Annotated in this window: 15 protein-coding genes; 13 read left to right on the top strand and 2 right to left on the bottom strand. The window is 62.9% G+C overall.

Annotation, left to right across the window (positions count from 1 at the left end; translation table 11 throughout):
• Window positions 1-104: 104 nt before the first annotated feature.
• Complete coding sequence (locus ASD52_RS10050; RefSeq protein WP_057224082.1) at window positions 105-968, top strand: DMT family transporter; 864 nt, start codon at window positions 105-107, stop codon at window positions 966-968.
• Window positions 969-989: 21 nt separating this feature from the next.
• Here the strand turns inward: ASD52_RS10050 and ASD52_RS10045 are convergent, their stop codons facing one another.
• On the bottom strand, window positions 990-1,883 hold the full coding sequence (locus ASD52_RS10045; RefSeq protein ID WP_057224081.1) for a LysR family transcriptional regulator: 894 nt from the start codon (window positions 1,881-1,883) through the stop codon (window positions 990-992).
• A 117-nt stretch (window positions 1,884-2,000) separates the two neighbouring features.
• On the opposite strand from ASD52_RS10045, the gene ASD52_RS10040 reads away from it, so the two are divergent.
• The 9 genes from ASD52_RS10040 to ASD52_RS10000 all read left to right on the top strand — a co-directional run bounded on the left by ASD52_RS10040 (window position 2,001) and on the right by ASD52_RS10000 (window position 10,052).
• Window positions 2,001-2,912, top strand: coding sequence for an NmrA/HSCARG family protein (locus ASD52_RS10040; RefSeq protein ID WP_057224079.1), 912 nt, complete (start codon window positions 2,001-2,003; stop codon window positions 2,910-2,912).
• A gap of 25 nt (window positions 2,913-2,937) precedes the next feature.
• Window positions 2,938-3,186, top strand: a complete 249-nt coding sequence (locus ASD52_RS10035) for a DUF2798 domain-containing protein (protein ID WP_057224092.1) — start codon at window positions 2,938-2,940, stop codon at window positions 3,184-3,186.
• Window positions 3,187-3,315: 129 nt separating this feature from the next.
• Window positions 3,316-4,062: a GntR family transcriptional regulator gene (locus tag ASD52_RS10030; protein WP_025428406.1), complete on the top strand. Its 747-nt coding sequence runs from the start codon at window positions 3,316-3,318 to the stop codon at window positions 4,060-4,062.
• Window positions 4,063-4,235: 173 nt separating this feature from the next.
• Window positions 4,236-4,922, top strand: a complete 687-nt coding sequence (locus tag ASD52_RS39910; protein ID WP_057224077.1) for a putative N-acetylmannosamine-6-phosphate 2-epimerase — start codon at window positions 4,236-4,238, stop codon at window positions 4,920-4,922.
• Window positions 4,919-5,785, top strand: a complete 867-nt coding sequence (locus tag ASD52_RS39905; protein ID WP_234907996.1) for an ROK family protein — start codon at window positions 4,919-4,921, stop codon at window positions 5,783-5,785. The genes ASD52_RS39910 and ASD52_RS39905 overlap by 4 nt, the downstream gene beginning before the upstream one ends.
• A 13-nt stretch (window positions 5,786-5,798) precedes the next feature.
• The gene (locus ASD52_RS10015; protein ID WP_057224075.1) at window positions 5,799-7,127 is read left to right on the top strand and encodes an extracellular solute-binding protein; all 1,329 of its coding nucleotides are present in this window, start codon (window positions 5,799-5,801) and stop codon (window positions 7,125-7,127) included.
• Window positions 7,128-7,264: 137 nt separating this feature from the next.
• Complete coding sequence (locus tag ASD52_RS10010) at window positions 7,265-8,152, top strand: sugar ABC transporter permease (protein WP_057207569.1); 888 nt, start codon at window positions 7,265-7,267, stop codon at window positions 8,150-8,152.
• Window positions 8,149-8,970, top strand: a complete 822-nt coding sequence (locus ASD52_RS10005; RefSeq protein ID WP_057207568.1) for a carbohydrate ABC transporter permease — start codon at window positions 8,149-8,151, stop codon at window positions 8,968-8,970. Before ASD52_RS10010 ends, ASD52_RS10005 begins: the two co-directional genes overlap by 4 nt.
• 20 nt (window positions 8,971-8,990) lie before the next feature.
• Entirely contained in the window at window positions 8,991-10,052 is a 1,062-nt protein-coding gene (locus ASD52_RS10000; protein WP_025428402.1) for an ABC transporter ATP-binding protein, read from the top strand.
• A 23-nt stretch (window positions 10,053-10,075) separates the two neighbouring features.
• On the opposite strand, the gene ASD52_RS09995 is transcribed toward ASD52_RS10000, so the two are convergent.
• Complete coding sequence (locus ASD52_RS09995; protein WP_057207567.1) at window positions 10,076-11,116, bottom strand: dipeptidase; 1,041 nt, start codon at window positions 11,114-11,116, stop codon at window positions 10,076-10,078.
• A gap of 287 nt (window positions 11,117-11,403) precedes the next feature.
• Here ASD52_RS09995 and ASD52_RS09990 point away from each other — a divergent pair, with 287 nt between their 5' ends.
• From ASD52_RS09990 to nikC, 3 genes are read left to right on the top strand one after another with little or no spacing between them, the layout of a single operon-like run.
• Window positions 11,404-13,002, top strand: a complete 1,599-nt coding sequence (locus ASD52_RS09990; protein WP_057207566.1) for an ABC transporter substrate-binding protein — start codon at window positions 11,404-11,406, stop codon at window positions 13,000-13,002.
• Entirely contained in the window at window positions 12,999-14,012 is a 1,014-nt protein-coding gene (locus tag ASD52_RS09985) for an ABC transporter permease (protein WP_057207565.1), read from the top strand. The genes ASD52_RS09990 and ASD52_RS09985 overlap by 4 nt, the downstream gene beginning before the upstream one ends.
• The gene (gene nikC / locus ASD52_RS09980; protein WP_057207564.1) at window positions 14,009-14,911 is read left to right on the top strand and encodes a nickel transporter permease; all 903 of its coding nucleotides are present in this window, start codon (window positions 14,009-14,011) and stop codon (window positions 14,909-14,911) included. The genes ASD52_RS09985 and nikC overlap by 4 nt, the downstream gene beginning before the upstream one ends.
• Window position 14,912: the final 1 nt, after the last annotated feature.

Here is a 14,912-nt window from a genome sequence, read left to right as displayed (position 1 = left end):
ATTTAGCCGATCGGCGAAAATGCCGATCAATAACCAACCGAACCCAAGGAAAAGCCGCCAATCGAAGGCGTTTCGCCCCTTGTGTTCTTTCATTGGAGATAACAATGGACAGGACGACGACCGGCTGGATAAACGGCTTTGTGGGTGTATTGATTTTCAGCGGCTCGCTGCCGGCCACACGCGCTGCCGTCATGGACTTCGACCCGGTGTTCCTGACGGTCGCGCGCGCGGCCATCGCCGGTGCACTTGCCCTCTGCCTGCTCCTCGTCTTTCGCCAACCCAAGCCGACGCGCGCCGATCTCTTCTCGCTGGCGATCGTCGCCTTCGGCGTCGTTCTCGGTTTTCCGCTGCTGACCGCGCTGGCGCTTGAGCACGTGACCTCGGCCCATTCGATCGTCTTCGTCGGATTGTTGCCCTTGGCGACCGCGGTCTTCGGCGTGCTTCGCGGCGGCGAGCGACCGCATCCGGCCTTCTGGCTGTTTTCCTGCCTCGGCAGCGCACTGGTTGCCGGTTTCGCGCTCACGCAGGGCTTTTCGGCCTCGCCGGTCGGGGACCTCCTGATGCTTGCCGCAATCATCGTCTGCGGTCTTGGTTATGCCGAGGGAGCAAGCCTGTCGCGCAAGCTCGGCGGCTGGCAAGTGATCTGCTGGGCGCTGGTACTGTCGCTGCCGGTCATGATCGGTATCGGCCTCTTCTCGAACCCGCCGTCCTTCGAGATGGTGAATGGCGCGGCCTGGACCGGGCTTGCCTATGTCTCCGTCTTCAGCATGCTGATCGGCTTCGTCTTCTGGTATCGCGGACTGGCGCTTGGCGGCGTCGCCGGCGTCGGACAGTTGCAGCTGCTTCAACCGTTCTTCGGCCTCACGCTAGCTGCAGCGCTTCTCCACGAGCCGGTTAGCTGGGCTATGCTGGCTGTCACCGGCGCCATCGTGCTGTGCGTAGCCGGTGCAAAGAAGTTCGCGAAATAGACGGCAAGCACTGAGCCGTCGTCAGAGGTGATCGAGTTTGAGCCGTTTGCTGAGGAGGTCGATAAATGTCCGGACCTTCGCCGTCGGCGTCCTGCCCTCGCGCCAAAGGATGTGGATCGGAACGGGCGCAGGCTCGAACTCTTGAAGTACAATCTCGACCCGACCCTCGGCGATCAAGTGCTCGATCTGCCAGAGCGGAGAGTAGCCAAGACCGAGCCCCTCGCAGACGGCGGCATAGATTGCCGTCATGGCGTTTACCCGCAACGGGCCGGCTACCTTGACCTCACGCGGCTTGCCGTCGATCGTGAACATCCACGCGCCGGGCCGGTCGCCACCTGAACGAACGACGCAATTGTGCTGCTTGAGTTCATTTGGGTGCATCGGCCGGCCATGGTCGGCGAAATAGGACGGCGTGCCGAAGATCACACGACGCAGCGCGCCCAATCGCTTGCCCATCAGACCGGAGTCAGCAAGGTCTCCAATCCGCACCACCATGTCGAGCCCGCCGTCTGCGAGGTCGACGAACGCATCGGAAAGGTCGAGTTCAACCTCGACCTTTCGATGCTGCCTCATGTATTCGGCAACGATCGGCATCAGGAAGCGCGGGGCAAACAGCGCTGGCGCGCCGATGCGCAGCACGCCTGAAGGCTCCATCCGTCGCTGCGCCGCCTCAAGCCGAGCTTCACGGATTTCATCGACGGCAGGCTTGATCCGGCGATAGAAGATCTCGCCAGCCTCGCTCAGCGTCGAGCGGCGCGTCGTGCGGTGGATGAGTTCCACGCCGATATCGTCTTCAAGAGCGGCAAGCGCGCGGCTGACGGTCTGCAGCGGCCGGCCAAGTCGGCTGGCCGCCGCCGTCAGGCTGCCGAGTTCCACCACGGCGACGAACACTTCAAGGTCTTCGATACGGCTCATTCCATTATCCCGCTTTTGTAGAGAATAAATCACATCTTTGGATGATTGTCCGAATTTTTGCCGAACGATAATCTGCGTTCACATTGCATGAGACGAGCACAGCAAGGGCGAAATCGAATGACAGCGACAGGCAAGAAAGCCACCGGAAATAGAATACTTGTCGTCGGGGCAACGGGCCGGTTTGCCGGGCTTGTCATTCCCGAACTGGTCCGCCGCGGCGCCGTCGTGCGCGCCCTGATCAGGGATCGGTCCAATACCAGCCTGGCGCAATCACTTGGCGCCCAACAGGTTGCGGTCGGCGACCTTAGAGATCGCGACAGCCTCGACATCGCACTGCAGGGCGTCGACGGCGTCTTTCATCTCGGACCGGCTTTCGCGCCGGACGAAACGGCGATGGGCATCGCGATGGTCGAGGCGTCGGTGCGTGCGGGCGTGCGGAAGTTCGTCTTCTCCTCGGTCATTCAGCCGACGAACACGCGGCTGAAGAACCACGCCGCCAAGATACCGGTCGAGGATGCGCTCTATTCGTCCAATCTCGAATACACCATCCTGCACCCGGCAAACTTCATGCAGAACATCCGCTCAGCCTGGCCCACCGTCGTCGAACAGGGCGTCTTTTCCGAACCCTTTCCGAAGACCGCGCGTGTGGCACGCGTCGACTATCGTGACGTCGCCGAGGTGGCGGCGATCGCGCTGACCGAGGACCGGCTCGCCTACGCCAGCCTCGAGCTCTGCGCCGATGGTCGCCACAACAGGGAAGAGATCGCCGAGATGATGGCAAAGGCGCTTGGCCGGCCGATCGCGGCCGGTGAGATCGGCTTCCACGAATGGGCCGCTCCGGCGCGGGCAAAATACACCGAGCACCAGCTAGGCCTGCTCGCCAAGGTTTATGAGCACTACGCAGCCGTCGGCCTTGGCGGCAACAGCCTGTCGCTCAGGGCCGCTCTTGGGCGGGAACCCCGGAGCCTGCAGTCCTTCATCGAAGAGCTGGCGGCCGGCGCCAATCCCCGCCTTCAGCCCCACGCCTGAACCTTGAAACCGGAGCATGACCCAAATGCCGAAGAAACTTCCTCCGCGCTATAACGCCGTCGCCATGCCACTGGTGCTGTCGGTGCTGATGTCCTGCCTCGTCTCGGCCGTCTCGACCACGGCCAATCCCGACTTCAGAGCCGATCTGTTCTCCCTGTGGATGAAGGCCTGGGGCATTTCGTGGCTGGTGGCGTTTCCAAGCCTGCTGCTCGTGCTGCCACTGGTACGCCTCATCGTCGCGGCGATCGTGCAGGCACCGCAGGCCAGACGTTGAGTCTGGCTTGATAAACGGTCGAGCCGTGCACCGGCTTGGTAAAAGCCGTAAAATTCGGCCCCCAGTACAATACCAGTTTAACACCGGACAAAAATATTGCATAAGGAGGCATCTCAAGCAGGTGTCTCCATGAGCGATCAGGCAACTCTCGATTTTCTGTTGCAGACCATGTCCGGCGAGAGCGGCGAGCCGCTCTACCGCCGGCTCGGGGAAGCGATCAAGGCGGCGATCGGCGCCTCCGTCATACGGCATGGTGCAGTCATTCCGAGTGAGCGGGACCTGAGCGAGGGTCTGGCGATATCGCGGGTGACAGTGAGAAAAGCCATTGAGGGCCTGGTCGCCGAAGGGCTATTGGATCGGCGGCAGGGCGCAAAGACCGTCGTCTCTTCCCGTGTCGAAAAATCCCTGGCGACGATGACGAGTTTTTCGGAGGACATGCGATCGCGCGGCCTCGAGCCCGGCTGTGTCTGGATCTCGCGGGAAATCAGCCGTCCGTCGCCGGCCGAGATGATGGCGCTCGGCATTCCCGTCAGCGAAAAGATCGTTCGACTGCGGCGGCTGCGCACCGCCGACAACACCCCGATTGCCATCGAAACCGCGGCACTCCCCGCCCGTTTCGTGCCGCAGCCTGAGGCGATCGGCGCCTCGCTCTACGAGTATCTGGCCGCCCATGGCGCCCTTCCCGTCCGGGCGCTGCAGCGCATGCAGGCAAAGCCCGCGAGCGAGGAAGAACGCCGCCTGCTCGCGACACCCGAAGGCACCAGCCTTTTGATCATGGAGCGCCGCTGCTTCCTCGCCGACGGCCAGATCGTCGAGTTTACCCAGACCAAATATCGCGGCGACGTCTACGACTTCGTCATCGAACTTATGCGATAATACCAGTTTAATTCCTGTTGCAATCTGGTCTTGCCCTATTACCGTAATGGCCTGATCGGGTCGCAACGGTACGGGCTGACACAGCCTCAAAGCCATGATGCGGCCGAGTAGCAAACGCGTGCGGGGAGCGGCTGATATCGCCAAAGGTCGTTACCCGCGCCAGAGGAGCCGGCGTGACATTCGAGATCCAAAGCCTGAAGAACGGACTGATCGTTTCCTGCCAGCCGGTCAAAGGCGGCGTCATGGACAACGCGGCGATGGTCGTCGGCTTCGCCTTGGCGGCGCTTAATGGCGGTGCGGCGGCGCTCCGGATCGAATCTGCTGACTACGTCCGCGTCGTTCGCCAGGCGACCGACCGGCCGATCATCGGCCTCGTCAAGCGCGACCTGACGACCTCGCCTGTTCGCATCACGCCGCTGATCGAGGATGTCGATGCATTGGCCGCGGCGGGCGCGGATATCATCGCCTATGACGCCACGCAACGGACGCGCCCGGTCGAGACCAGGCGCCTGATCGAGCGCATCAAGGCAACAGGAAAGATCGCCATGGCCGATTGCTCTGTCAGCAGCGACGCGGAGCAGGCCTTGCGCGAAGGCGCCGAAATAGTCGGCTCGACACTCGCCGGCTACACCGGACCGGTGGAGCCGACCGAACCGGATTTCGCGCTCATTGCCGCCATGCGCAAACTCACGCCCTTCGTCGTTGCGGAAGGCTGCGTCCGCACCCCGGAACAGGCGTCGCAAGCGCTGCGGGTCGGCGCCTTCACCGTCGTTGTCGGCTCCGCCATTACCCGGCCGGAACACGTGACCTCCTGGTTCCGCACAGCGCTCGACGAAACCCTGGCATCGAGCGGGGCATGAATGTGATGGCGCAGGCGCAGGCCACCCTCTCCATCGACCTTGGCGGCACGAAGATGCTGGCGGCGCTGGTGCGCGACCGGACCGTTCTCGAAACGCACAAGATGGCGACACCCCGCGGCGGCGATCCGGCCGAATGGCTGCAGGCTTTGTTCGACGCCATCGCCATGTGGAAGGGCCGCTATGACAAGGTCGGCGTCGCCGTTACCGGCATCGTCGACGACGGTCATTGGTCGGCGCTAAACCGCAACACGCTCGACATCCCCGATCGCTTCCCGCTGACCGACGTGGTCGCGGCCCTATCGGGCGCGCCCGTCCTTGCCGCCAACGACGCCCAGGCGGCCGCCTGGGGCGAGTTCAGCTTCGGTGCCGGCCGGCGCGAGGACATGGTTTTCCTCACGGTTTCGACCGGGATCGGCGGCGGCATCGTCGTCAACGGCCGTCTGCTCGGGGGCCTTGCCGGGCACTTTGGCCAGTTTCGCCTTGATGAGGCGACGCACCATACGCTCGAAGACCAGGTTTCCGGCCATTGGATAGCCGGGGAGGCCAGCGCCCATCAACGGGATGCCACCGCCCGCGATGTCTTTGCGGCAGCCGACGCCGGGCATGATTGGGCGCGCCGGATCGTGGAAGCCTCGGCGCGGCAGACGGCTTTGCTGTGCCGCAATATTCAACTCGCGCTCGATCCGAAGCGCATCGTCATCGGCGGCGGCATTGGGTTGGCGCCGGGCTACTTGACATCCATCAAGCGCGCGCTGGGCGACCTTCCGCCGCGCCTCAAGCCATCGATCCACGCCGCCGAACTCGGGGAGAACGCCGGCGTGGTCGGCATCGCAGATCTTGCAGAGCGTCAACAACAACTTTGAGGGAGAACCAAAGATGACACTTGCGACCATTAAACGAGGAGCGCTGCTCGCAGCCGGTATCGCCAGCCTTCTGGCAAGCCAGGCACTGGCAGAAGTCACCGTGCTCGGCTGGCCCGGCGGCCCGGAGGAAGTGGCGCTGCGCGCCGCCGCTGACACCTACAACGCAAAGCCCGACGTTGCCGACAAGGACAAGGTCGAGCTGCTGTTCTTCAACCGTGAGGGCTTCTGGGACAAGCTGCAGGCCGACCTTGCCGCCGGCTCCGAGGCATTCGACCTCAACCTGCTCGCCACCTACTCGATCGGCCGCTACGCGCCGTTCATGGAGCCGGTCGTACTGTCTGAAGAGGCCAAGGCCGTCTATGGCGACTCGGTGCTTTCGACGATGCAGTATGAAGGCAAGCAGTACGGCGTGCCGACCGACCTGTCGCTGCATTTCATGTATTTCCGCAAGGACCTCATCGACGCCCTGATGAAGGACGATGCGGCAAAGGCGAAATATGCGGAGATCTCGGAGAAATACCTGGGCAAGAAGCTGGAGCCGAAGGCTCCGGACGAATGGACCTGGGACGACTATGCCGCAACGGCGCTTTACTTCACGCAAGCCGTCAATCCGGACAGCCCGACGCGCTACGGCACCGTGCTGCAGCTCAAGAACCTGCTGTTCAACATCATGATCTGGCAGTCGGTGCCGCGTGCCTACGGCGCCAACTGGATGGACGACAGCGGCAAGATCACCGTCAATTCCGACGCCTATCGCAAGGGCCTGGAAATCTACAAGCTGCTCTATGACAACGGCGCAACCCCGCGCGACTCGCTCTCCTACGAGTTTGCGGAAGCGAACGCGGCCTTTGCTTCCGGTCAGGTGGCGGCCATGCTGCAATGGAACGCCGCCGCCGGCGATCTGACCAGTAAGGAAAAGTCACCCACTGTGGCCGAGGTCACCGATACCGTAGCCCCTCCCGCCGGTCCGGAAGGGCGCTTCACCCATATCCACGGCCTTGGCTTCGGTCTCAACAAGAACGCCGAGAACAAGGAAGGGGCGGCCCTGTTTCTGAAATGGCTGTCGTCCAAGGAAGCAGCACTGATCTACGCGAAAAACAACGGCGCACCGGCACTGACGCCGGAGGTGGTGGCCGAAGTCGCCGAGGCACGACCGGACCTCGTCAAGCTCGGCGAGTTCGCCGGCAAGTACGGTTATGTCATGAACGGCGGCACCTCGGCCAAGGCGCTCTCGGTCTATGAACTGCAGGCCAAGGAGTTCACCGGTTACTGGTCCGGCCAGCAATCGATCGACGACGCGCTCGCCAATACCGAAAAGGGCATGGCCGAACTGCTGAAATAAGCGAAAGCACTGGCGGCGGGTGACTGTCGCCGGTGCCCTTCGGCAATACCGGTAGTCAAGGAGTGACAGGCGCCCGCCGGGAAACTGTCTCTCCGTGGCCGCCGACACCCTAAGACAGGTAGACACAGATCGGTCCGATGACGAAAGCCTCGCAACGCCCCCTTGTCCAGGAATTCAAGTTGCTCGCCACGCCAGTGGTGCTGTTCCTGCTCGTCTTTCTCGGCTTTCCAGCGATCGTCAACCTGATCTATTCGGTCTCCGACGTCTCGTTCGAGACGTTGCGTCAGCCCGAGTTGTCGGGCTTCGAGAATTTCGTAGCCGTGTGGAGCGACAGCGCCTTCTGGCAGGCAAGCTGGTTCTCGTTCCGCTTTGGCCTTCTGACGGCCGTACTCGAATGCGCACTCGGGCTTTTCCTCGCCATATTCCTGTCGCCGCTGATCGAGCGGCGCAGCTGGCTGATGGCGATCCTGATGCTGCCGCTGATGGTGGCGCCGGCACTGGTCGGCCTGATGTACCGGCTGGTGCTGCATGAATTCGTCGGCCCCGTGCCCTACTACCTCTGGACTTATTTCGGTGCGAGCCTGTCGTTTCTCGGCCCCGGCTCGGCCTTCTGGACGCTTGTCGTCGTGGAGACCCTGCAGTGGACGCCGTTCGCGCTGCTGTTGTTCTACATGGCCTATCAGGCGATCCCGTCCGAGATCGCCGAAGCCTCGGCCATGGACGGTGCCAAGAGCCACCATCGGCTGTGGTATATCGAGCTGCCGCTGATGCTGCCGACGATCGTCGTCGCCCTGCTCATCCGTTTCATCGACGGCTTTCGCGTCTTCGACAATGTGTATGTCCTGACCGGCAGCGGCCCCGGCGGTTCGACCGCATCGCTGTCGATCTACATATACGAGGCTTTCTTCAAGCAGGGCGCTATCGGCAAGGCGGTCGCCGCCTCGGTGATCCTGTTCGTCGTCTCCTTTGCCGTCCTTTACGGCCTCAATTTCATTGCCAGCCGGCGAAAGGGAGCCACAAGATGATCACGACGCTTCGCTGGCTGGTGTTTGCGATCGCCGCATTCGCCATGAACTTTCCGATCCTGGTAACGCTTTCGACCTCGTTCAAGAGCACCAGAGAGCTGTCGACCAATCCCGGCCTTTGGGTGCAGTCGCCAACGCTCGACAACTATCTCGCGGTCTTCCAGGTGACGGACCGGTTGAACATCTTCCTCTATCTGTTCAACAGTCTCTCGGTCGCCTTGATCGGCACGTTGCTGGCGGTGGCGCTCGCCCTTCCCGCGGCATACGCGATTGCCCGCGGCCGGCTCGGCGAGCGGACGCTGCTGCCGTTCATCGTCAACCTGCGCGCCGTTCCGCTCATCATCTTCGCGATCCCGCTCTACATGATGTTCCAGTGGCTGGCGCTGCTCGACACCCGTCTCGGCCTCGGGCTGATCCTGACCATCGTCAACCTGCCGCTGGCGCTCGTTATCCTCGTCAACGCCATCCGTGACCTGCCGGCCGAGCTCGACGAGGCCGCGCTCATGGATGGCGCCAGCCGGACGCAGATCCTCTTCAAGGTGATCGCCCCTGTCTGCCGCCCTGCCATCGTCACCAGCCTGATCTTCGGCTTCATCACCGCCTGGAACGAGTTCCTGTTCGGCCTGATGCTGACGACCTCCAAGGCCGTGCCGATCACCGTCGGCGCATCGTTCTTCTTCGCCGCCAGCGGCGGCGGCGTGCAATGGGGCGTGGCGTCTGCCGTGATGATCGTCGGCGCGCTTCCGCCGGTCCTGCTCGGCCTCATCATGTATCGCCAGATCAGCGGCTCGATGACAGCAGGCGCGGTCAAGGGCTGACCTTTATTTCGGAGACAACCATGGCTACGATTTCACTTAAAAAGGCCGGCAAGCAATACGGCAACCTGGAGATCATCCGCGAACTCGACCTCGACATCGCCGACGGCGAATTCGTCGTCATCGTCGGCCCTTCCGGCTGCGGTAAGTCCACACTGCTGCGCATGATCGCCGGGCTGGAGGAGACCACCTCCGGCCAGCTCTTCATCGACGGCCGCGACGTGACTGCGGCCTCCCCGGTCGAGCGCAAGCTCGCTATGGTGTTCCAGTCCTACGCGCTCTACCCGCACATGACGGTCCGCCGCAACATGGGGTTCGGCCTCAAGCTGGCAAAGCTGCCCACTGGGCGGATCAAGGCCAAGGTCGAGGCGGCCGCCGAGACCTTGAAGCTCACCCACCTGCTCGAGCGTTACCCGAAGGAATTGTCCGGCGGCCAGCGCCAGCGCGTCGCGATCGGCCGAGCGATCGTTCGCGAACCCGTCGGTTTCCTCTTCGACGAGCCGCTCTCCAATCTCGATGCGGCGCTACGCGTCGACATGCGGCTCGAAATCGCCAAGCTGCACCGCACCCTCGGCGCGACGATGATCTACGTCACCCACGATCAGGTGGAGGCGATGACACTTGCCGACAGGATCGTGGTGATGAAGGACGGACGCATCATGCAGCAGGGCAGCCCGCAGGCGCTCTACCAGACGCCCGCCAATCTGTTTGTCGCCCAGTTCATCGGCAGTCCGAAGATGAACCTTCTGGCCTGCCAGCCCGGCGCTAGCGGGCTCGACCTATCCGGCGAAGGCAGCATTCAGCTGCGAGTATCCGGCGCTGCAGCGCCAGCGCATCTGGGCGCCCGGCCCGAACATCTGTCTCTGGTTTCGCCCGAAAGCGGCCATTGCCGGGGCACCGTCGAGGTCAGCGAATATCTTGGCGGCAACACCAGCGTCTTCGTGCGCGCCGGCAAACTCGGGTTGATCAACGTCAGCGCCCCCGCCGATACGCCCTATCGCATCGGCGAGACCGTGGGCATCAGTATTGATGCGGCGAGATCGTCGCTGTTCGACGAGGCAGGAGCAGCAATCGCAGCGAACTGATAAGGCTCGCTGCGCGCCCTATCTCACGCGCCCCAGGTCGTTTCCAGCACCCGGATCCAGTTGCCGTGGCAAACCTTGGCGAGCGTCGCCTCGTCGTAACCTCGCTTGCGTAGCAGGTCGACCAGTTGCTGCAGGTCGGCCGCGTCGCGCATCGCCGCGGGGATCGTGGTGCCGTCAAAGTCGGAGCCGAGCGCGACATGATCGATGCCGATGCGGTTGGCGATGTAGTCGATGTGATCGGCCAAAAGCTCGAGGCTGGTGTCCGGGTTCTTGATGCCATCAGACCGCAAGAACAACACGCCGAAATTGATGCCGGCAAGGCCGCCGGTATCCTTGATGGCGTCGAGTTGGCGATCCGTGAGGTTGCGGCTGTGCGGGCAAAGCGCATGCACGTTGGAATGCGAGGCGACCAGCGGCGCATTGGACAGAGCGGCAATGTCCCAGAATCCCTGCTCGTTCATGTGCGACAGGTCGACCATGACCCTGAGCTCGTTGCACGCCCGGATCAGATCCTTGCCGCTTTCCGTCAGGCCGGGACCGATATCCGGCGACGACGGGAAACGGAACGGCACACCATAGGCAAAGATGTTCGGCCGGCTCCAGACAGGCCCGAGCGTGCGCAGGCCGGCGGCGTGCAGCACGTAAAGCGCATCGAGATCGGCGGCGAAGGCTTCGACACCTTCGACGTGGAGCACCGAGGCGAACACACCGTCGGCGATGGCCTGGCGGATATCGGCTGCCGACCGGCAGATCTTCAGACGGCCGCTCGCTCGCCGCTCAAGCCGCATGAGCAGGCTTGCCATGCCGAGCGTGCTCTTCAGCGCATCCTGCTGATCCGGCGTTGCGAAATCGCCATTAGCATCCTTCTGCATGCTGGGCGACGCGACATAGACAGCGCAAAGACCACCGGCGAGCCCACCTTTTTCCGCCTTGACGAGATCGATATGACCGCTGCCGCCGCCGTCAACGAAGCGGGCCTCGGCGTCTGCCTGCTGCGAGTGCCACAAGCGGGACAACACATCGTTATGTCCATCGAAGACCGGAATTTTCGCCTGTGTTGCCAATTGGGGACCGCCTTTCAACTTGTTTGCCGCCCACGGCGGCCGACTGCGCACGACTCAAACTGGCCGTCGCGCGCGAACATAATCATCTGACAGCCCTAGGGGAAAGCCGTCCATCGGCGCAAATGCAAACCATGCATAGGCCCTGCCGAAATCGGAATTGGTAGCACCAAGCCATGTTGTGCTTAATCCGGCCACTAACAAGGGAACACGGTTGGCGGTGAGGTGAACTGCGAAAACCTCACGACGGCCGTTCGCATGACGTTAAGTCCGAGAAGGGGATATTTCCGATGATTTCCAGACGCAACCTGTTGATCGGCGGCGCTGCCGTGCCGTTTCTGTCCTATGTCAGCCTGGTTCCGGCCTTCGCCGAAACGCCGAAGGACATTCTGGTTGTCGCTCAGCAGCTCGACAACATGACCAGCCTCGATCCGCATGAGAGCTTCGAGGCAGTCGGCAGCGAAATCTGCGGCAATATCTACCAGAAGCTCGTTCATCCCAACCTTGATGATGCCAACAAGGTCGACCCGATCCTGGCTGAATCCTGGGAAACCGATGCCGACAGCAAGGTCTTCACCTTCAAGCTTCGCGCAGGCGCAACCTTTGCCAGCGGCGCGCCGGTTACGTCAGAAGATGCGGCCTTCTCGCTGCAGCGCGCCATCAAGATGAACAAAGGCCCGGCCTTCATCATCGCCCAGTTCGGCTTCACGCCGGAGAATGTCGAAGAGCGCATCGTCGCCGTCGATGCTTCGACCCTACGCCTGACGCTCGAGGAGCCGGCATCGCTCTCCTTCCTGCTCTACTGCCTCTCGGCCAATGTCGGCAGCATCGTCGAGAAGAAGGCCGCGCTCGAAAACGAAGTCGACGGCGACCTCGGCAACGCCTGGCTGCAGAAGAACACCGCCGGTTCGGGCGAGTTCGCGCTGCAGTCCTGGAAGCCGAGCGAGAGCGTCGCGCTGACGGTCAATCCGAACGGCCCCTACAAGGGCAATATCAAGCGCATCATCCTACGCCACGTTGCCGACCCGTCGTCGCAGCTGCTGATGCTGCAGAAGGGCGACGCCGACATCGCCCGCAACCTCAGCTCCGAACAGCTGCGCACCCTGCAGGGCGACGAGAACTACACGCTGGTTCGCAAGGGCGTCGCCTCGCTCGTGCTGATCTCGCTCAACCAGAAGCAGGCAAACCTCGCAAAGCCTGAGGTCTGGCAGGCGATCAAGCACGCACTTGACTACAAGGGCATGCAGGAAAACATCGTGCCCCTCACCCACAAGATCCACCAGAGCTTCCTGCCCGAGGGCTATCCGGGCGTCGTCAACGATACGCCGTTTACGAAGGATGTGGCCAGGGCCAAGGCGCTGATGGCCGAGGCGGGCCTCGAAGGCGGTTTCGACATCGTGATGGATCATTATTCGGCACAGCCCTATCCGGATCTGGCGCAGGCGATCCAGGCAAACCTTGCCGAAATCGGCATCCGCGTGCAGCTCCAGGCGGCCGAGAACCGCCAGGTGCTGACCAAGATGCGCGCCCGTGAGCACCAGATGGCGCTCTCGGCCTGGGGATCGGACTACTTCGACCCGCACGCCAATGCCGACGTCTTCAACATCAACCCCGACAATTCGGATGATGCCAAGTCGCGCCCCTTCCTGTGGCGCTCATCCTGGCAGGACGCCGAGATGGCAAAGAAGGCCGAGGCCGCCCGCGACGAGCAGGATCCGGCAAAGCGCATCGCGCTCTACGAGGAGCTGCAGCGCGCCCATATGGAGCACAGCCCCTTCATCTTCATGCTGCAGACGACGACCACGGCCGCCTGCCGCAAGTCTGTTGCCGGCATCCGGCTCGGCACGCTGTCGGACTCCCATTCCTATGCAGAGGCGTCCAAGGCTTGAACAAGCGTATCCGAAGCTTTTCCGCCACGTTGAGCAGCGTCTTCCTGACGCTGCTCGGCCTGACGATCGTCACCTTCATGATCGGCCGCGTCATGCCCGTCGACCCGGTGATTGCCGCGGTCGGCGACAACGCCTCCGAGGCGGTGATCACCCGCGCGCGCATCGAAATGGGCCTCGACCAGCCGCTGATCGTGCAGTTCTTCCGTTATCTCTGGCAATTGCTGCACGGTGATCTCGGCATCTCGATCCTGACACGCAACCCGGTTGCGACCGATATCGCCCGGTTCTTCCCGGCTACGCTGGAGCTGGCGACGGCGGCGCTGCTGCTGTCGGCGGCAATCGGCATTCCGCTCGGCGTCTGGGCGGCCGTCCGGCAGGGCAAGTTCGTCGATCAGGCGATCCGCGTCGTCTGCCTCGCCGGTCATTCCGTTCCGGTGTTCATGCTGTCGCTGATCTCGCTGTTGATCTTCTACGCGACGCTTGGCGTGGCACCGGGACCCGGCCGCCAGGACGTGATCTTCGACGGCATGATCGATCCGGTCACCGGCCTGTTGACGATCGATACACTGATCGCCGGCGACTGGGATGCTTTCCGTGACGCCGTGGCGCACATGGCGCAGCCGGTCTGCATTCTCGCCTATTTCAGCATGGCCTACATCACCCGCATGACCCGAGCCTTCATGGTCGATGCGCTGAAGGGCGAGTTCGTCATCACCGCGCGCGCCAAGGGTCTCTCCGCATCGACCGTCATCTGGAGCCACGCCTTCCCGACGGTAGCCGTGCAACTGGTGACAGTCTTGGCGCTGACCTATGCCGGACTTCTCGAAGGCGCCGTCGTTACCGAAACCGTGTTCAGCTGGCCGGGCCTCGGCCAATACCTGACGGTGTCGCTGATGAACGCCGACATGAACCCCGTGGTCGGAGCGACCCTGCTGATCGGCCTCATCTATGTCGGCCTCAACCTCATCGCCGACCTTCTCTATCGTGTACTGGATCCCCGCGTCCGATGATGCTTACGACCTTTCGAAACTGGGCGCTGGATGAAACGCCCGCCTCCCGCACCCAGGCCTCCTGGGGTCATCGCTATCGAATCTGGCTGAAGCTCAGGTCCAACCCGCTGGCGATGATCGGGCTGACGATCATCCTCGTCTTTTCGCTGCTTGCCGTGTTTGCGCCGGTACTGGCGCCGCACGATCCGGCGATCCAGAACCTGGCCAACCGGCTTGCCGCCCCAAGTGCTGCCCATTGGCTCGGCACCGACGAACTCGGCCGCGACATCTTCTCGCGCATCCTCTTCGGCGGTCGCGTGACGCTCGGCATGGTGGTTTCCGTGGTCGTTCTGGTGGCGCCGATCGGGCTCGCTGTCGGCTGCATTGCCGGTTATTTCGGCGGCATCGTCGATACGGTGCTGATGCGGGTCACCGACGTGTTTCTCGCCTTCCCGAGGCTCATTCTCGCGCTTGCCTTCGTCGCGGCGCTGAAGCCAGGTGTCGAGAGCGCCGTTCTCGCCATCGCGCTTACTGCCTGGCCGCCCTATGCGCGTCTCGCCCGTGCCGAAACCATGACGGTACGCCGCAGCGATTTCATCGCCGCCTGCCGGCTGACCGGTGCGTCGCCATGGCGCATCATCATGCGCCATGCAGCGCCGCTCTGCGTGCCCAGCCTGATCGTGCGCATCACGCTCGACATGAGCTCGATCATCATCACCGCGGCAAGCCTCGGCTTCCTCGGCATGGGCGCGCAGCCGCCGTCACCCGAGTGGGGCGCGATGATTGCCACCGCCAAGCGCTTCATCTTCGACCAGTGGTGGGTTGCGACCGTGCCGGGCATCGCGATCTTCCTCGTGTCGCTCGCCTTCAACTTCCTCGGAGACGGGTTGCGCGACGTGCTCGATCCGAAGGGAGACTGAG

The sequence above is a fragment of the Ensifer sp. Root142 genome, assembly GCF_001426785.1.
Classification (GTDB): domain Bacteria; phylum Pseudomonadota; class Alphaproteobacteria; order Rhizobiales; family Rhizobiaceae; genus Ensifer; species Ensifer canadensis.
This window is presented reverse-complemented; position numbering and strand designations above follow the sequence as displayed.